The following is a 16962-nucleotide window of genomic DNA, read 5'->3' as shown; positions in this document are numbered from 1 at the left end:
ATAATCCTGCGGAAAAGCTGTCGTTCACTTCCCCCTTGCCGTACCGCGCCGATTTCATGGTATATTGTGGTATATTCATAAATGAAAATTTGAAACTATCACCCCGGAGAATAAGGAGTCGAGTCCTTTGAAGATCGTAGGGATTATCGTTGAATATAATCCGCTCCATAACGGTCACGCTTACCATTTCGCCGAGGCGAAGCGGTTGACGCAGGCGGACGCGGTCATCGCCGTGATGAGCGGCGATTTCCTGCAGCGCGGCGAGCCGGCGCTTGTCGACAAATGGGCTCGGGCCGAGATGGCCCTCCGCCTCGGCGTCGACGTCGTACTGGAGCTGCCGGTCGCCTACGCGGCCCAGCCGGCGGAGTGGTTCGCCTACGGAGCCGTGGCGTTGCTGGATGCGACGGGGATCACGACGCATCTGTGCTTCGGCAGCGAAGCCGGCGCGCTGACGGCGCTGCTGCCGCTGGCCGAGCGGCTGGCCGCCGAACCGCAGGCGCTGCGGGCGGCCCTGGCGGAGGAGCTCGCCACCGGGGCGAGCTACCCCGCGGCCTACGCGGCCGCAGCCGCCCGCACGCTCGGCGGCAGCGCCCTTGATGCCGCCGCAGCGCGAGCGCTCTTGGAGCAGCCCAACAACAGTTTGGGGCTGCATTACCTGATCGCGCTGCGGCGGCTTCGCAGCGGCATCGCGCCGGTCACCGTCCGGCGCCGGGCCGCGGGATACGGCGATGTCGCGCCGACGAACGCGAGCATCGCCAGCGCCACCGCCGTGCGGCGGCTGATCGCCGGCGGCGGCCTTACCGCGGCCGCGCCGTATCTCCCGCCGTCCACGGTGGACATCCTCGCCCGCGAGTTCGCGGCGGGACGCGGGCCCGTGACGTGGGAGAGCTTGGCCGCGCCGCTCTTCCATCAGCTGCTCCTGGCGTCGCCGGAGCAGCTGGCCGCCCTTCACGAGGTGACCGAAGGGCTGGAATACCGGATCAAAAAGACGCTGCCCCGCTTGGCAGAGCCCACCGTCGCCGAGCTGCTCGCGCAGCTCAAGACGAAACGCTACACGCATACGAAACTGCAGCGCACGCTGCTGCATATTCTCTTGCAGCATCCCCGAGAGCTGCTGGCGCCCGAGGCGCTCGCGCAAGGCCCAGGGTATCTGCGCGTGCTTGGCTTTAGCGCGGCCGGGCAGCAGCTGCTCAAGCGGATGAAACAAACGGCCCGTCTGCCGATCCTCACCCGGGCTGCTGAAATGGAGCACCCGCAGCTGAATCTCGACATTCGGGCCGCTGCCGTATATGCAAATGCGATGCCAAAGCGAAGCGCAGAGGAGCTGCTGCGCGAGTACCGTCAAGCCCCTATTCGCCTGACGGATTAATCGCGCCGTTACGCTCCAAGCCTCACGCCGCCAAACCTGGATTCGCCCGCCCTTGGATTATGACGCCTTCGGCTCCAACGAAGCCAAATAATCCAAGGCATCGTCCAGCTTCTTCACCGGGACGAGCTTCATCTTCGAACCGATTTCTTCTGCTTTGGCCTTCGCAACCTTATAATTTGCCTCCGGAACAAAAAATATTTCCGCCTTCTCCCGATCCGACGCCACGATCTTGAACTGGACGCCGCCGATCGCTCCCACGGTGCCGTCTTCGGCGATGGTGCCGGTGCCGGCCACCCGGTAGCCTTTGCTCAAGTCCCCCGGCGTCAACTGATTATAAATCTCAAGCGTAAACATCAAGCCGGCCGATGGACCGCCGATCCGCGTGTCAGCAAACTTCACTTCCTTGGCCTGATCCGCTGCCTGTATCTTCCGCAGTTCGCCTACCGATACACCTAATCCGGCCTTGCGCACGCCGTCAGCCGCCTTAATCTCTACCAGCTCCACCTGCTGGTCGACCGATTTGCCTCCCCGTTCCAGACGGACATCAACCACATCCCCCGGTTGATTGTCCTGCAGCAAGGCGCCAAGGTCTTCAAACCGTTTGACTGGCTGTCCCTTCACCGCTCGAATTATATCCCCGGAGTGAAAATCTCCCTTGGGCGGGCTATCCTTAGACAAGCCGATGATAAATACGTACTCCGGGACGATACCGTACTTGACGCCGGCTTTATTATAGGCCGCCATAATCGCATTGGATTGGGAGCTGTTCATATAGTATCGCTGTTGCGTTTCGTATTCCTCGTCATTGCGATCAGGTTCCTTCTTCACGATCTCGGCATGCTTGTTGAAGCGAGCCGTCGCCAGCATCCATACGTTGGCGTAACTGACGGAAACCGTTGTGAGCATAAAAGTGCCCTTCTCCTCAGGATCTCCCGACGGGATGGAAACCATCGGTTTGATTTCCTCTGCCGTCCCCGGCTGATTGATCATATACGGGGTAGACATATAGACGACAATATAGACGATCACCGCAAGGATCAGCACATACAGTCCCGATTTTAACGCTTTGGCTCTGGATGGTCGCATCCCGTTTCTCCTCCCTTCCTGTGTGACGGCGCTTTCGCATCTTCTCAGCCGCCGCTCCTCTGCCTGCACCTGCCATGCGAAACCGGTAGTCTGTCCTTCGCCGCTGATGCATAGCATGTACTATGCGTATATTCGCTATCGATCTTTATCTAATGACAAAGAAGGTGGATCTATACATATGAATTTCCGACGTTTGGCCGCCAGCCCGCTCTCTACATGGTTAACCGGATTTTTGGCCGTTTTGCTCGTGATCTGCGTCGTTTACGCCCCCGGCGAAGCGTTCAAAGCTTCGGGGGAAGGCTTGGCCATATGGTGGCGCATCGTATTCCCAGCCTTGCTGCCATTTATCGTTCTGTCGCAAATGCTGATCGCCTCAGGATTCGCCCATGGTCTGGGCGCGTTGCTCGAGCCTTTCACCCGCCGCGCCCTGGGTCTTCCCGGCTCCTTCGGCTGGGTGCTGCCGCTGGGGATGACGGCCGGCTTCCCTGCCGCAGCCGAAGCTGCGGTGACCCTGCATAAGCAGGGCAAGGTCACCGCGCGTGAAGCCGAACGTCTCGCCGCGGCAGCTCACTTCTGCAGCCCGATGCTGCTCGTCGTTGTGATTGGCGCAGGCTTCTTAAGCCGCCCTGAGGTCGGCTTGCTCTTGCTCGCCGTGCACTGGATTGCCGGCCTCGCCGCCGGCGTTACGCTGCAGTTGGTGTTCCCAGACCGCTCGAAATCAGCGGTGTCTCCGCCGGTAAAGCCTGCAGCCAGGCCGCGTGAATCCATCCTGCGCCTGGCCATGCGCCGGATGGAGGAGGCCCGCCGCGAAGACGGCCGCAGCTTTGGCAAGCTGCTGGGCGACGCGGTCGCCTCGGGCGTTCAAACGCTGATGATTATCGGCGGATATATGCTTATTTTCGCAGTCGTGATTCACGTTATTCTGCTCGCGTTCCCTAATCAAACAATGGCCGTTGCAGTGAAAAGCGCTCTCGAGGTCCATTTAGGCTCCTATGCCCTGTCCGGGCTGGCCCCTTCCCTTCCTCCGGCCCTCAGCGCCTCGTTACTGGGTGCGGTGCTAGGGTGGAGCGGCCTATGCGCTTACCTGCAAGTGCGCGCCATCCTCGGCCCCGCAGGCATCGGAGAACGGTCGTTCCTGCTCAGCCGTCTGCTCCATGCAGCTTATGCTTATGTCCTGACCCTGCTGCTGTGGAAGCCGGTCACCCGCTGGCTGCCAAACGTTCTCCCCGCATTTGGCGGCAGCGAAGCCTCCCCAATAGGAAGCGACACCCCGGCCGTCAAGCTGCCCAGCTGGCAGCAAGCGTTCGGGGTGATGGAATGGCAGCTGTGGATGCTGACATTGCTGACGGTTGGCTTCTTGTCCATCGCGCTCCTGTGGCGGCGACAAGAGAAACCTTAAGCTCTGAGCCTTGCTTAGCTCGGCCCCAGCTTATCCTTGAACTTCTCACGCAACGCCATCTCAACCTCCGGCGGAACGAGATCGCTGACATCGCCGTGGAAGCTGGCTATCTCCTTGACGACGCTGGAGCTCAAATACGAATATTTGGGATGCGTCATCATAAAGATCGTCTCCACCTCACTGTTCAGCTTATGATTCGTAGAAGCCAGCTGCAGCTCATATTCAAAGTCGGTGACGGAGCGAATGCCCCGGACGATCACATGGGCTTGTTTGTAGTCCATGTAATTGACCAGCAGATCCCGGAAGCTGTCAATTTCGACATTAGGAAGATGCCCGGTCACCTCTCTGAGCAAGGCCTTGCGCTCATCGACCGTAAATAACGGCTTCTTGCTCAAATTGTTCAGCACGGCCACGATCAGCTTGTCAAACTGGCGCGAGGCCCGCTGGATGATGTCCATATGCCCTTTCGTTACAGGATCAAAGCTGCCCGGATATACCGCCACTCGCGGTTGCCGCTGTTCACTCATGTTGTTTTTCCTCCTGATCGTCGGTTTGAACCGTGTTCAACTCGGTATCGTAAGTATAAATGGATACGGAAGTCTCCCCGTATTCCGCTTTACGTATTTGCACAAAAGGCCCAAACCGCTCAGGATAAACATACGAGGCTTCGTATTCGAGCACGATCGTGGCCTCCGGCTTGAGCAGCTGCAGCTCGTCCATCTGGGTCATCAGCGCATCCCCGTGTTTCAGGCGGTACGGCGGATCCAAGAACACCAGATCAAATGACGCCTCCCGTTTCGCCAGAGCTTTCAGCGCACGTTCAGCGTCGTTTTTGTAGACTTCAGCCATGGTCTCGAATCCGGTCGCCTTCAAATTCTGACGGATCGTCTCAATGCTCTTAAAATCTTTATCGATAAACACCGCCTTGTCCATGCCGCGACTTAACGCCTCAATCCCGAGACCGCCGGTTCCGGCAAACAAGTCCAGCGCGGAGCCGCCGTCGAAATACGGACCGATCATGCTGAATATCGCTTCTTTGACTTTGTCTGTGGTTGGCCTGGTCCCCATGCCGGGTACGGCTTTGAGCGACCTGCCCCGGGCTCGGCCCGAAATAACTCTCATCGATTTGTTCACTCACCTTTTATGCCTGGAAAATTCCTGTCGATATCGTACCATAATCCGCCTTGGAATGAAAAATGAAAAAATCATCGAACTTTTTTGCGAATGGAGGTATAAAACCCCTCTGCCCGGACACACTTAGAGTATCGACATCACCAAATGTCGTAGACAACCGCGGAGAAGACTTACGTTTCCCCATAAGCTCTTCGTCCGGTTTCTCCTCTCCCATGATGGGCATCCCGCAAGGGATGCCCGGACAAAAGCCCTTGTAGCAAGGAATTCTACGAGGGCTTTTGTCCTTTTTTTATTTCAGCTTTAGCTTCGCGAAGTAACGATCTACTAACTCCTGTCGTAAGTTGCTCGCCTCTTCACCGGATGAAGCCGGGCTAATTAACCAAATCTCCGCATCGGGGAACTTCGGGTGGGTCAACTCAGGAGGGAGCTCTGACTGAGGAATGGACCACGCGATGCGTACCATCTCTGCATCGAAATAGCTTGCCCCAAGCCGAATCAAGTTAGCGCCTTCATAACGATGTCCGGACCCGTTGACGAGGAAGCAATTGTCATACACCTGTCCGTTAATCTTTACTGCACCCTTAAATTGGGCGTTTCGTTTGTCATAATACCCGTCTAACGAAAGATGGACCGGCGGTGCAAAAGTCGGGTCCTCCTCCATCCAGGCCGCACCGTCAAAGGTTTTCGTCACCTTCACTGGAGATACGTTCTCGATATACCACCATGTATACATTGCCAGCAACAAAACCAATCCGGCAACCGCGGATATCCATAATCGCTTGCGAATCGTTACTCCCTCCCTCGCGGCAGTTCCTTAATCTTCCAACCCATCGTACCACCGGGGGACGCTGATGACAACCGTCTAAGTCCTGGCTTATATCCCCTTGTCAAACAAGCCCCGACGGTGCATCACGGTAATGATTCGGTAAAAATCCACGCTGCCCTGCTCCGGGTTCATCAACAGCGGATCGTCTTTGCTGTATTTCACCGCCGCCTCCACCGCTTCCTTGGCCCAGGCGGGAATCCCCGGCTTTGTCCATTTCTCCAACTCGGCGATTTTCTTCGCCTGCGCTTGGACGAGGTCTTGAAGCGCAGCAAATTGTTTTTTCTCCTCTGCAGTCATCGGTTCATCTCCCTTCGTTGCATCATATTGCGTCAAGCTGTAGGTATTCATCAACTGGATCAGCTTGTTGGCATATTGCGGATCCGTCGCGTATCCGGCCGCTGCAACGGCCCGCGCCGCTTCCGGACCTGTCTTTCCAATCGCCCCGGCATAGCGCGGCGCCGATAATAAACGGGCGTGATCCGCAATCGATTCTGCCCATGACCGGTATTTGCGAAAAGCCGCGTTCACCGTCACCGCTTTGCCGCTCCGATACTCGGTTGTGGGCAGAATCAAGCTGCCTGCTGGACCGGTGCCTTTTAGCCCAAACAGATTATTGCCTTGAACAGCTAAGCGACTTGTCCCCCAGTTCGATTCCAAAATCGCTTGGGCGATCGTCAATGAAGCCGGTATCCCGCTTTCCTTCGAGTTGGCAGCGGCAAGGGGGGCGATTTTCTGAATAAACCCGTTTTTGTCCAATCGCATTCACCTCCAGAATAGTTTATGAATTTGGTTGGACGAGGGTTTGGACCCTTACCTTGACGAGCTCGGAGGTCCGCTTAGTTCGATGTATAGCGGAGAGTTCGAGGGGTAACCTAACGTTGGTTTCACAACCTAACTTAACTAGAGGAGGATACTTAAGCAGATGTACAACAATGTCAGTCAACAACTTCGTGAGATCGAACAATCGATGCGCCAGCTGGAACAGCAAACCCGCCAAGCTACGATGATGTACCAGCAAATGCTGCAGCAGGAACAACAAAACGCGATGCAGTTGGAAGAGTTGGCTCAACGTGAGCGTAGAGCCGTGCAAGTGATTCAATCCGCGCTCCAAGGACATCAAACAGCGATGCAACAATATCAACGCGTAGCCCAACTTGCGAATCAACTGGAAAGCAGCGTACACTCGATGTCTGGATTCAGCACGAGTTATACCCAGCCTGGCATCGGTCAAACCTCCTACAGCACGCAAGGAATCGGTCAAAGCAACTATAGCGGTGGCAGCATCGGCTCTTCCATGAACAGTCACCAGCCAAGCTCCACGCACACCGGTTCTTTGAGCTCCATCGGCTCCAGCGCTGCCAGCTCCATGGGCTCCTTGGGTTCCGCAGGCTCCATGAACTCCACGGGATCTCACACCTCGGGTTCGATCACCGGTACAGGTTCGATCGGCTCCACAGGCTCGTTTCGCAACTTCCAATAAATCAATGTGACAGCCGCCTCGAGGCGGCTGTTTTTATTTTTTCCTCGTCCTCCTTCCCCTGTGATATAATTGGAAATTATCATGTGATTGCGGAGGACTTTTCATGAGTAAGATATTCCTGTTTTTTCTCTTGTCTTGGCTGCTAGGCAATCCGTTTCTCGCCATCATCGTCTTGCTCCTCATCCTTTACTTCATTGATCGGCGATATGTTGGGTTGTTTCCGAGCCTGAGCAAACCGATCAAACGCAGCCGCAATATAGGTCGTCTCCGGCAGCAGTTGGCCGCAAGCCCCTTCGACGTCTCTGCCAAACGCGAGCTTGCCCGCTTACTGCTGGAACGCAAGAAATATGCCGAAGCTCATCGCTTGCTCGAAGAGGCGAAGGACTTCTCTGAGTCGTCGGCAGAGTTTTGGGATGACCTCGGGACGGCCTGTTTAGGACTGGGACGGATCGAGGAAGGGGAAGCGCATATTTTGCACGCCCTAAGCCTGAACGAACGGGTGAAATACGGTCAACCTTACCTGCGCCTCGCCTCCGCCTTCCGTGAGCGAGATCCGCAGAAAGCGCTGCAATACGCCGCGCGGTTTGGCGAAATCCAATCCTCCTCCAGTGAAGCGTATTATTTGCTTGGCTGCTTGTATCAGTCGCTGGGCAGCAAGGAAGAGGCAAAACGCGCTTACAAGGAGTCGATTGAGGTGTACCGTTCTCTACCGAAATATAAGAAGCGTCAAGAGCGCGGATGGGCGCTGCGCAGCTTCCTCAAACGCAGCACGCTTGGTTAAGGTCAAGGTATCCACAACAAAACGCCGGCTTCCCTCCAAATTGGAGAAGAAGCCGGCGTTGCTTTTGTACACCTGCGGTTTACAAATTTACACTGTTCTCTTGCTGCGTCCCTTCGCCGAAGCGGCGGTGAAACGGCCACCAGTTCGCTTGCCCAAACAGCTTCACCATCACCGGGATGAGGAACGGCAAAACGACTACGGAGTACAGCACCAGGCCGGTTAACACCAGCGTGGCGATTTGCAGCATGGACAGCACGCCGGACGGATACATTGAGGCCATCGTCCCGCCAAGAATGATCGCTGCGGACAAAATCACTGTCCCCATATTGCGCATCGAATGCAAGATCGCGTCGCTGACGTTCCACTCTTTGTTCTCGTTAAAGCGGTCCATCAGGAAGATGCTGTAGTCAACGCCCAGCGCTACCAACAGAACGAAACCGAAGAATGGCGTCGCCCAGCTCACGCCGGAGTACCCAAAGACGTCGACGAAGACCCACTCCGTAAACCCGATCGAAGCGTAGAACGTCAACACCAGGGACAAAATGATGTAGACTGGCATCACCAACGAACGAAGCAATACCACCAGGATAATGAAGATCCCAGCCAGCATTAAAAAGACGGTGCGCGTATAGTCGTTCCCCGAAATCGTCTTCAGATCGTTAAACGTACTCGATACGCCGCCGATCGCGATGTCGGCGTTTTCCAGCGGCGTCCCTTTCACCGCCGTTTGCACCGCAGCTTCCACTGCATCGATCTGGTCAATCGCTTCCCGGCCATAAGGGTTGCTGGAGAAGACGACTTCAAGCTTCATGACTTTGCGGTCCGCGGACAGATACGTATCGAATACTTGCTCGATCTGTTCGTTCTCCAGCGCTTCCTTCGGAACGTACCAGCCGTCCAGACCGTTGTCCGTGCTTCCAACCTCCGTCAAGTAGTCCTTGGCAGTTGTTAATCCGCCGGACACTTGAGCCAGGCCGTCAACGCTTTGATTCAGCCCATCAGTAAGCTGCGTGATTTGACCGGAGAATTCGCTGAATCCGGTTTGTACTTGCTGTTGCCCGTTTTGAATTTGCGCCAGACCGGATTCGACTTCAGGCAGCTGCCCCACGATCTTGCCTTGACCCTTGGCAGCCTGATCCAATCCCGTTTGCAGCTTCGCCAGCCCAGCAACGATTTGGTCCAGGACCTCAGCCAACTGCTTCCCGCCGGCTGCCGCCTGCGCGTAGCCTTGGTTAGCTTGATTCAGCCCGGCCGCAACCTGCTCAAGCTGTGCTTCGATCTGCTGAAGCCCGGCCGTCAGTTGCTCCAGACCTTTGCCGGTTTCCAATACCGTCGTGCGAATCGTTAAATAATCTGGATCCGACGCTAAATCAGGATATTTGCCCTCCAGGCTGCTGAAGCGACCCGTCAAGGCGGCTAACCCCTGCGAAGCAGCCCCCAAAGGTTCGCGGATTTCCTTCAGACCGTTACCCAGGCCGGAAACCCCTTGAGCCAACTGCTGATAAGAGTCAAGCAGTTGATTGTGGGCGTTCGCCAAATCCTCAGCGCTCTTTTGCGCTTGTTGTAATCCTTGCTTCAACTGGCCGGCCCCAGCCGAACCTTCACGAATCCCTTTCTCGATCGCGGTAAGACCTCCGGACAGCTGAGAGATTCCGTCCTTCAGCTTCGCGGTACCGTCCACCAGCTTCCCGGTGCTATCGGCGGCTTCCTTCAGCTTAGGGGCGTTTTCCGACAGCGCCTGGCTGGCTTTCGCTAATCCGTTTTGGATCTTACCCAGCCCTTCGCCGCCTTCGCCTAATCCTTCACCGACGGTCTTCACCTGATTGCTTAATGCGAAATCCTTAAGCACTTCCCCTGTCGGGCGGCTCATCCCCCGAATGCTGGCGACGCCATCCGTTTTCTCAACCTCGCGGCTGATCTTCTCAGCGAGTGCCATATACTCCGCATTATCCATGGGCTCGTCATTTTTGATCACGATGGTGGACGGCAACGACTCACCGGGTTCAAAGCTTTCGGAGATGATGTTATACGCTTTGACCGATTCATATTCGCCGCCGATTTCCTCCATACTGTTGAAGGATACATTGCCGGTGTACGTAATCACGAACGGTACCGTTACAGCAGCAACGATCAACAGAGCTGCCCATGGACGCTTCAAGGAGAAGCGACCGATGGCGCCCCAGAACCGGTTTTCCTTATGTTCCAGCGAACCGCGGACAGGCCAGAACAGCTTGGTGCCCAGCACGGCCATAAAGAACGGCACGACCGTAACCAAGGCGATAAGCATAACCGCGATGCCGACAGCTACCGCTACCGCCGAGCGGTACAACATAAATTGCGATAATCCAATTGTCGTGAAGCCGACCAGGACGGCGAGCCCGGAGAAGAGCACCGTCTTCCCTGCTTTACGGTACGTCTGGACGATCGCCTCCCATTGGTCATCCGCATGCTGCAGTTCTTCCTTAAAGCGGCTGATCAGCAGGATACAATAGTCCGTCCCGATCCCAAACATCACCGCCACCATAAAGATCTGCGTGTACGTCGAAATCGGGAAATTCACCGTATCCACCAGGAACGCAACGACGGATTGGGACACCAGATAGCTGAGCCCAACCGTCAGCAATGGGATAAACGGTGCCACCACCGAGCGGAATACCACGAACAGGATCAGCAAAATAAAGATTACGGTAAAATATTCCGATTTCTTCAGACCCTGCTCCGAACTGACGATCATATCCTCGTTAATTTGCTTTTGCCCGGTCAGATAGTGCTCGACCTTCAGCGAATCGAGGGTTTGATGAATATCTTGCTCGATCTCCTTGAGCGGACGCTGCTCGTCAAGCACCGACAAAGAGGTTAATATCGTTTTACCGTCCTTGGAGATCAACTTATCTTTCGCTTCCGGCGTGCTGAACGGATCGGTAATTGAAGCGATGCCGATCTCCTCCATATGGTCGCGCAGCGCGGAGATGCCTTGTTCAATCTCTTTCTGCTCGGCATCATCGATGCCTTGATCATCATGAAAGACGAGGGCGATCTGAGTCTCTGCCGCTCCGCCCTTCAGCTTGGCCGCCTCCGCTAATATGGCGGAAGCTTCAGAGGAGGAATACCCGTCCGGAACGGTGATCTCCCCGTTCTCCCGCACTAAATCCGCCATGGAAGGCGCCGTCAGCATTAATGCTGCCGCCAAAGCGATCCACAACAGCAAGATCCACCATCTTGCCTTCAGTATGAATCTCATTTTCCCGAACTCCCCTCTCCGACCAATCTGGCTAATCTCTCAAACGCGCTAATAAATCCTTCCACTTCGTCCGCTTCGAAATGCACCAAATACTTCGAAACGGTGCTGATGATCTGATCTTGGACAATGTCGTAATTGCGTTGCCCCTGCTCTGTCATCGTTAAATAAACGACCCGACGGTCGTCTTGATCCCGAGTCCGCTGAAGCAATCCTTTGTCGACCATCCGTGTGATCATCGCGGTGATGGAGCTTTTGCCTACCCCAAACGCATCTGCCAGTTCCGTCGAGGTACATCTGCCGCGGGAGGAAATGTACTTCAAAATCTGAAATTGCTCCATGGTGATATCCTCTTGAATCATGTCGCGGATTTGCCCGTTCAGCCGCTTCGAGACCTCGAAAAAAGCTGCCATATACCGCTCAATCAACTGCTTCGTTTCAAGATTCACCCCTAAATCCCCCCTTGTCTTCTGAACAAGAAACATGTCCAGTTAGTTCACCAGTAGAATAGTTCGACAATGAAACTACATATGAAACTATAGGCGATTGCCGCCTGAAAGTCAAATCCCTTGAGCGAATTTTTATCACGATGATTACGCAAAAAAAGCCGCGGGGTTCTCCCCGCAGCCTTTCAGCCGGACCTTATTCATCCTCTTCGTTCTCTTCCACTTCATAGATGCAGCGAAACCGTTCTTCCCCGATGGCTTCATCCCAAAACCCGGTAATTTGAAACCCGATGTTCCGGAAAAAATCTGCGCCTGCCTCATCGGTAATGGCCTCCATCCGCTCCGGAGATGCTTCCGTGAGGGCGAGCAGCACCAAGGCTCGTCCATACCCTTTCATCCGCTGTTCTGGATGGACGGCAAGATGGATGATTTCAAGCGTCTGCGAAGCGTTGACACGATAGCCGATAATTCCGGCAATCCCCGCTTCCTCTTCATATCCATACAGCTGATATGTATCCTCTTCCCGGTACAAACGAGCCGCGTCCTCCAGCGCATCCGGGTCAAACATCACCGCATATTCCAGCAGCTCCCGAATGACAGGCTCGTCCACCCTCGCTTTTATTGATTTGAACATGGTGCCTCCTTAATTTCTGTACGCCCATCCTCATAACCAATCACGACGGTTTGCGCAATGCCAACGAACAGTCCGTGCTCGACAACGCCTGTCATCGCCTTCAACTCGTCGCTTAACCGGGCAGGGTCAGCGATTTGTCCGAAGGCCGCATCCACGATGTAGTTCCCGTTATCGGTCACGTACAGCTGATCCCCCTGCATCCGCATTTCGAACGGAACATCGTAACGGCTCTTCAGCTCCCGCAGGGTCCATTCGTAACAAAACGGCACCAACTCAATCGGCAGTTTGAAACGCCCCAATGTAGGAACCATCTTGCTATGATCGGCAATGACGATAAACCGATCGCTGTTGATCGCGACGAGCTTCTCCCGAAGCAGCGCTCCCCCGCCGCCTTTGATCAGCGCCATTTGCGGATCCACCTCATCGGCCCCGTCGATCGCCAGATCCAATCGGTCCACGTCCTTCGCCTCAATTAGCGGGATGTGATATTTCGCGGCAAGCTCCTCTGAAGCCTTCGAAGTTGCGATGGCACGAATTTGCAACCCGTTCCCCACCATCTCGCCGATTTTCTCGATCGCATAATAAGCGGTTGACCCCGTCCCGAGACCAACGGTCATTCCGTCCTTTACCCATTCTGCAGCGCGGTAACCCGCCGCCTGTTTGGCATTCATGTCTACCCCTCCAAAATCATGATGTTCGTACCTTTGCCCGCTCGAACACCTCTGTCCCAGCGGCACTTTCGCTCCTAATCATACCAAAAAAGCCCGGACAATAGAACAGCAGCGTAACCGATCGGTCCGCTGCTGCCGAGAGTCCATGCCCTTATGCCTAGCTGTGATGGAAAGCCTTTACCACTTTCGTACGTTTTCGGGGCTCCTTGGGCTTGATTGCGCCACCGTGCCCGGATTCCGGCTTGACCATCGTCAGCAGCAGGATGACCGCCACCAGCGACACTCCGGCGATGACGAAAAACATTGTCATATGGCCAGCCTTCATCAGCAGCGACATCACCGGCGGCCCCGCCGATACACCGATAAACCGCATGCTGCTGTAGAGTGAAGTAATCGTACCGCGCATTTCCTTGTCGACACCTTCGGTGATCAAGGCATCGGAGCTGGGCAGGACGATGCCGATACCAGCGCCGCAGACGATCAGGCAAACGATCACAAAATAGATGTTGTTGAAAAAGCCGATGCCAAATAAGGCGCCGGTCGATAGGATTAAGCCTGCGACGCCAGACCATTTCATCAGCTTTTTGTCCTTGCCGATTTTTTTCCCGGTCACATAAGAAGCCAGACATAAAGCTGCCAGCGGAATCGCCAGTACCAACCCCTTGATCACACCGTCCAGGCCGTGTTTTGCTTCCAGTTGCTCAGACAAATAAAACAGCACGCCAAACAACAGGAACATCGAAATGCAGCCGATCGCAAAGATGGCATACAGCCAGCGGCCTTTTTGCTTCAGCACCGCTTTGACGGCAGAGATAAATTCCCTCAGCGGCTTGGCCTTCTCCCGATCTTTCGGTTCCCGCACCAAAAACAGCACCAGCAATAGCGAGATCAAACATAATACCGGAATCGACAGAAGCGGCACATACCAGATCCAAGCGCCAAGCAGTGCACCTATGATCGGGCTGAGCACTTTGCCAAACGTATTGGAGGTTTCGATCAAGCCTAAATTGTGGCTGACTTCCTCCTCACTTTCATACAGATCGCCGACCAGCGGCAACACGATCGGGAAGGCGCCAGCCGCTCCGATCCCTTGCAGGAAGCGACCGCCTAGGATCAGCCAGTATACGGCCAGCCCGTTCACAAACCAATCCGCCACGCCAGAAATACAGCCGCCGATTCCCGCGATAATCAAGCTGGGCACAATGATCGCTTTACGGCCGAATTTATCGGAAAGATAGCCGGCAATCGGAATCAGCAAGATCGCAACCACCGCATACACGGTGATCAGCATACTGACCTGAAAGGAGTTGACATGAAGCTCACGGGCAATCTGTGGCAATATCGGAATCAGCATGGAATTTCCCAGCGTCATAATAAGCGGTATGGAGGCCAATGCAATCAAATCGCCTTTTTTGCCGAGCATCTAACCATCAGGCCACCCTTCACGAATGAAGTTTAAACAGACCCGGTTAGTGTGATACATTTAGCCGAAATTATACCGCTGTCAAGGAACCAGAATATAGGTTGATTTCGAAGCTTCCCGGATAAACCGGCTAGGTTCGCCTACGGAGTAAATGCGCAGCAAGTGCATCGCTCTTGTGCAGGCCGTATAAAACAGCTTCCGTTCGGCTTCTCTCGTGTACTTCCGGTCGGAACCGTCGTAAATCAGTACCGCATCGAACTCCACACCTTTGGCCAAATACGCCGGAATGACATGAACCCCTTTCTCAAAGGATAACGTCGTCTTCTTGATCAGCTTGGCCGGCAGCTTAGCGCTAAGCCGATCGTAGGCTTGCTTGCTTTCCTCCGCCGTTTTACAGATGACGGCAATCGATTCATATCCGTCCGCGCGCAGCTGACCGATCGTTGCCTCCAGCGAAGCGTGGAGCTTATCTGCATCGTCAACCAGGTGAACCTCCGGCATCTCGCCTTCCCGGTTAAACGGAACGATCGCCTCCCCTCCAGGGATCATCTCGCGGGTGAACTCAACAATTTGGCGGGTGGAACGGTAGCTTTGCTCCAGCGTAATCAACTCGCTCTCCTCCGCACCGTACAAATCGCTGAATACAGAAGACTGCTGAAGCACCGAGGCGTGAGCATAAATCGCCTGGTTCAAGTCGCCGAGCGCCGTCATTTTGGCCCGCGGGAACAGCCGCTTCAGGAAGAACAGCTGGAACGGCGAATAATCCTGCGCTTCGTCGATAATGACGTGACGGATCGACGTGTTGGACCGGAAGCCAAGCAGCAGCTCTTTTAAATAGAGGAAAGGCGTAATATCTTCATAGAACAGCTCGCCCCCCGCAATCTTCTGCAGCGTTTGCTCACAGATATCTTCCCACTGATCTGGAAGCTCTTCTTGATGGACTTTCCGGAAGATCGTCAGGTCGCTGAACAGCTGCATATATAGACGCGTCACATCAACGAACCGCAGCGATTTGACCCATTTCCGGAGCGGTTTAAGACGATCGCTGACAACCATTTTGGCCAAAATCGTCTTCTCATCCTCGTAATCGCTGAATGAAGGACTTTTACCATGCTGCTTGCGCCGCATGCGCTGGTAAGCCCGCTGGTAGTCCTCTGCATCCAGCAGCTGAATTTGTTCCTCTACCCAAGGCTGATCCAGCTCGGACTTACCAAAGGCCGCGATGGCCTTCAGCAGCCAATCTTTTAACAGCTCACAACGGTTGGCCAGCCGGATCGCGGGATCATAAGCATAAAATTGCCGGGCAATTTCCTCCACGCCAACAATTTCCTTGCCTTGAAAGCGGAGCGGTTTAAAGATCATCCCTTTCTGCTCCAGCAGTTCCTTATACCGCGTGATCGCATGCAGGAACTGTACCGACGATTTAAAACGGATTCCGCTGACCCGAGCTTGATAAGCCTCATCCTCAGGAGCAGAGAGGACAAATTCGATTTGTACAAACGGGTCCTCAAGCTGAAATTCTCTTCCGAGCCGATGCTCCAGATACTCCTGGAACGTCGTTTGCAGCATATTTTCTTCGCCCAGCTCCGGAAGCACCGTTGAAACATAGCTGTTAAACATCGGATTGGGCGAGAACAAAATCATCTGATCCGCTTGCAGCACCTCGCGGTGCTTATAAAGCAAGTAAGCGACCCTCTGCAAGGCGGCCGATGTCTTGCCGCTGCCGGCGGCCCCTTGCACGATCAGCATCCGGCTGCGATCGTTGCGGATGATTTTATTTTGCTCACGCTGGATCGTGGCCACGATGCTCTTCATCTGCGCATCAGAGCTGCGGCTTAACACCTGCTGCAACAGCTCGTCGCCAATCGTGACGCCGGTGTCGAACATCACCCTGATGCGGCGCCCGTTGATCACGAACTGACGTTTTAGCGTCATCGTCCCTTTGATCGTACCGGACGGCGTCTCATAGGAAGCCGGACCCGGAACGCTGTCATAATAGAGATTGGAAATCGGGGCACGCCAATCATAGACGAGGAACGTTTCATCCCCCTCTTCGAGCAATGAAGCAATCCCAAGATAGATGGCTTCCACCGGTTCGCCGTCTTCAGCGAAATCAATGCGCCCGAAATAAGGAGACTGCTTTAGACGTTTCAGCTTCCCCAACGCGATAGAGGCATGCTGGTGGCTTTTCTCCCGCTCTGCGAGCACCTGGGACTGCTGCCGTAAGCTAGTTGACGTTTCACCGACATCATCCGCTTCGCTGAAGTTCACCGTTACTTCGTCCCAAAAGTTCTTCCGCATCTCAACGACATCGCCGCGTACGCTGCCAACCTCCCGCTCCAGCTTGCGGATTCTGGCGTCGATTTGGTCGGCCACGTACTCCACGCGGCGCTGTTCTTCCTGCCATGCCTGATCTGTATGGTCCAATTAAATCGCTCCCTTGAATGACATCTAACTTTATCTACAGCTGATATC

The 16962-nt window shown here is 55.0% G+C and carries 15 protein-coding genes; 4 read left to right on the top strand and 11 right to left on the bottom strand.

Features of this window, described 5'->3' with window-relative positions; all coding sequences use genetic code 11:
- Positions 1-127: 127 nt before the first annotated feature.
- Complete coding sequence (locus M3G15_RS13540; RefSeq protein ID WP_260071222.1) at positions 128-1369, top strand: nucleotidyltransferase; 1242 nt, start codon at positions 128-130, stop codon at positions 1367-1369.
- Between the two features lie 57 nt (positions 1370-1426).
- Here M3G15_RS13540 and M3G15_RS13535 read toward each other — a convergent pair whose 3' ends face one another.
- The gene (locus M3G15_RS13535; RefSeq protein WP_260071221.1) at positions 1427-2455 is read right to left on the bottom strand and encodes a SepM family pheromone-processing serine protease; all 1029 of its coding nucleotides are present in this window, start codon (positions 2453-2455) and stop codon (positions 1427-1429) included.
- A 178-nt stretch (positions 2456-2633) separates the two neighbouring features.
- On the opposite strand from M3G15_RS13535, the gene M3G15_RS13530 reads away from it, so the two are divergent.
- Positions 2634-3854 carry a nucleoside recognition domain-containing protein gene (locus tag M3G15_RS13530; protein ID WP_260071220.1) on the top strand — a complete coding sequence of 407 codons (1221 nt, stop codon included), beginning with the start codon at positions 2634-2636 and terminating at the stop codon, positions 3852-3854.
- A 14-nt stretch (positions 3855-3868) separates the two neighbouring features.
- Here M3G15_RS13530 and coaD read toward each other — a convergent pair whose 3' ends face one another.
- The 4 genes from coaD to M3G15_RS13510 all read right to left on the bottom strand — a co-directional run bounded on the left by coaD (position 3869) and on the right by M3G15_RS13510 (position 6576).
- Positions 3869-4381, bottom strand: a complete 513-nt coding sequence (gene coaD, locus M3G15_RS13525) for a pantetheine-phosphate adenylyltransferase (RefSeq protein WP_009222956.1) — start codon at positions 4379-4381, stop codon at positions 3869-3871.
- Positions 4374-4976 (bottom strand): 16S rRNA (guanine(966)-N(2))-methyltransferase RsmD, encoded by a 603-nt coding sequence (gene rsmD, locus M3G15_RS13520; RefSeq protein ID WP_009222955.1) that lies wholly within the window; start codon positions 4974-4976, stop codon positions 4374-4376. Before rsmD ends, coaD begins: the two co-directional genes overlap by 8 nt.
- A 301-nt stretch (positions 4977-5277) precedes the next feature.
- Positions 5278-5730: a hypothetical protein gene (locus M3G15_RS13515; RefSeq protein WP_198136135.1), complete on the bottom strand. Its 453-nt coding sequence runs from the start codon at positions 5728-5730 to the stop codon at positions 5278-5280.
- Between the two features lie 132 nt (positions 5731-5862).
- Entirely contained in the window at positions 5863-6576 is a 714-nt protein-coding gene (locus M3G15_RS13510) for a glycoside hydrolase family 73 protein (protein WP_260071219.1), read from the bottom strand.
- A gap of 160 nt (positions 6577-6736) precedes the next feature.
- Here M3G15_RS13510 and M3G15_RS13505 point away from each other — a divergent pair, with 160 nt between their 5' ends.
- Together M3G15_RS13505 and M3G15_RS13500 are read left to right on the top strand one after the other, a co-directional pair.
- Positions 6737-7294 (top strand): hypothetical protein, encoded by a 558-nt coding sequence (locus M3G15_RS13505; RefSeq protein WP_260071218.1) that lies wholly within the window; start codon positions 6737-6739, stop codon positions 7292-7294.
- Positions 7295-7397: 103 nt separating this feature from the next.
- Positions 7398-8075: a tetratricopeptide repeat protein gene (locus M3G15_RS13500; RefSeq protein WP_009222951.1), complete on the top strand. Its 678-nt coding sequence runs from the start codon at positions 7398-7400 to the stop codon at positions 8073-8075.
- Between the two features lie 79 nt (positions 8076-8154).
- On the opposite strand, the gene M3G15_RS13495 is transcribed toward M3G15_RS13500, so the two are convergent.
- From M3G15_RS13495 to helD, 6 genes are all read right to left on the bottom strand, one after another.
- Positions 8155-11316, bottom strand: coding sequence for an MMPL family transporter (locus tag M3G15_RS13495; protein WP_260071217.1), 3162 nt, complete (start codon positions 11314-11316; stop codon positions 8155-8157).
- Complete coding sequence (locus M3G15_RS13490) at positions 11313-11762, bottom strand: MarR family winged helix-turn-helix transcriptional regulator (protein WP_260071216.1); 450 nt, start codon at positions 11760-11762, stop codon at positions 11313-11315. Before M3G15_RS13490 ends, M3G15_RS13495 begins: the two co-directional genes overlap by 4 nt.
- Positions 11763-11955: 193 nt before the next feature.
- Positions 11956-12393, bottom strand: coding sequence for a GNAT family N-acetyltransferase (locus tag M3G15_RS13485; RefSeq protein WP_260071215.1), 438 nt, complete (start codon positions 12391-12393; stop codon positions 11956-11958).
- The gene (gene rpiA / locus M3G15_RS13480) at positions 12378-13064 is read right to left on the bottom strand and encodes a ribose-5-phosphate isomerase RpiA (RefSeq protein WP_260071214.1); all 687 of its coding nucleotides are present in this window, start codon (positions 13062-13064) and stop codon (positions 12378-12380) included. The genes M3G15_RS13485 and rpiA overlap by 16 nt, the downstream gene beginning before the upstream one ends.
- A gap of 157 nt (positions 13065-13221) precedes the next feature.
- Entirely contained in the window at positions 13222-14487 is a 1266-nt protein-coding gene (bcbE, locus tag M3G15_RS13475; RefSeq protein WP_260071213.1) for a bacillibactin exporter BcbE, read from the bottom strand.
- Positions 14488-14568: 81 nt separating this feature from the next.
- Positions 14569-16914 carry an RNA polymerase recycling motor HelD gene (gene helD / locus M3G15_RS13470; RefSeq protein ID WP_260071212.1) on the bottom strand — a complete coding sequence of 782 codons (2346 nt, stop codon included), beginning with the start codon at positions 16912-16914 and terminating at the stop codon, positions 14569-14571.
- Positions 16915-16962: the final 48 nt, after the last annotated feature.

This window comes from Paenibacillus sp. p3-SID1389, from assembly GCF_025151705.1.
In the GTDB taxonomy this organism is placed as follows: Bacteria; Bacillota; Bacilli; order Paenibacillales; family Paenibacillaceae; genus Fontibacillus; species Fontibacillus phoenicis.
This window is presented reverse-complemented; position numbering and strand designations above follow the sequence as displayed.

Bases quoted from the DNA above. Each gene is read 5' to 3' on its own strand.
- M3G15_RS13535 (WP_260071221.1), bottom strand. From the start codon at position 2,455: ATGCGACCATCCAGAGCCAAAGCGTTAAAATCGGGACTGTATGTGCTG.
- M3G15_RS13530 (WP_260071220.1), top strand. From the start codon at position 2,634: ATGAATTTCCGACGTTTGGCCGCCAGCCCGCTCTCTACATGGTTAACC.
- coaD (WP_009222956.1), bottom strand. From the start codon at position 4,381: ATGAGTGAACAGCGGCAACCGCGAGTGGCGGTATATCCGGGCAGCTTT.
- rsmD (WP_009222955.1), bottom strand. From the start codon at position 4,976: ATGAGAGTTATTTCGGGCCGAGCCCGGGGCAGGTCGCTCAAAGCCGTA.
- M3G15_RS13510 (WP_260071219.1), bottom strand. From the start codon at position 6,576: ATGCGATTGGACAAAAACGGGTTTATTCAGAAAATCGCCCCCCTTGCC.
- M3G15_RS13505 (WP_260071218.1), top strand. From the start codon at position 6,737: ATGTACAACAATGTCAGTCAACAACTTCGTGAGATCGAACAATCGATG.
- M3G15_RS13500 (WP_009222951.1), top strand. From the start codon at position 7,398: ATGAGTAAGATATTCCTGTTTTTTCTCTTGTCTTGGCTGCTAGGCAAT.
- M3G15_RS13495 (WP_260071217.1), bottom strand. From the start codon at position 11,316: ATGAGATTCATACTGAAGGCAAGATGGTGGATCTTGCTGTTGTGGATC.
- M3G15_RS13485 (WP_260071215.1), bottom strand. From the start codon at position 12,393: ATGTTCAAATCAATAAAAGCGAGGGTGGACGAGCCTGTCATTCGGGAG.
- rpiA (WP_260071214.1), bottom strand. From the start codon at position 13,064: ATGAATGCCAAACAGGCGGCGGGTTACCGCGCTGCAGAATGGGTAAAG.
- bcbE (WP_260071213.1), bottom strand. From the start codon at position 14,487: ATGCTCGGCAAAAAAGGCGATTTGATTGCATTGGCCTCCATACCGCTT.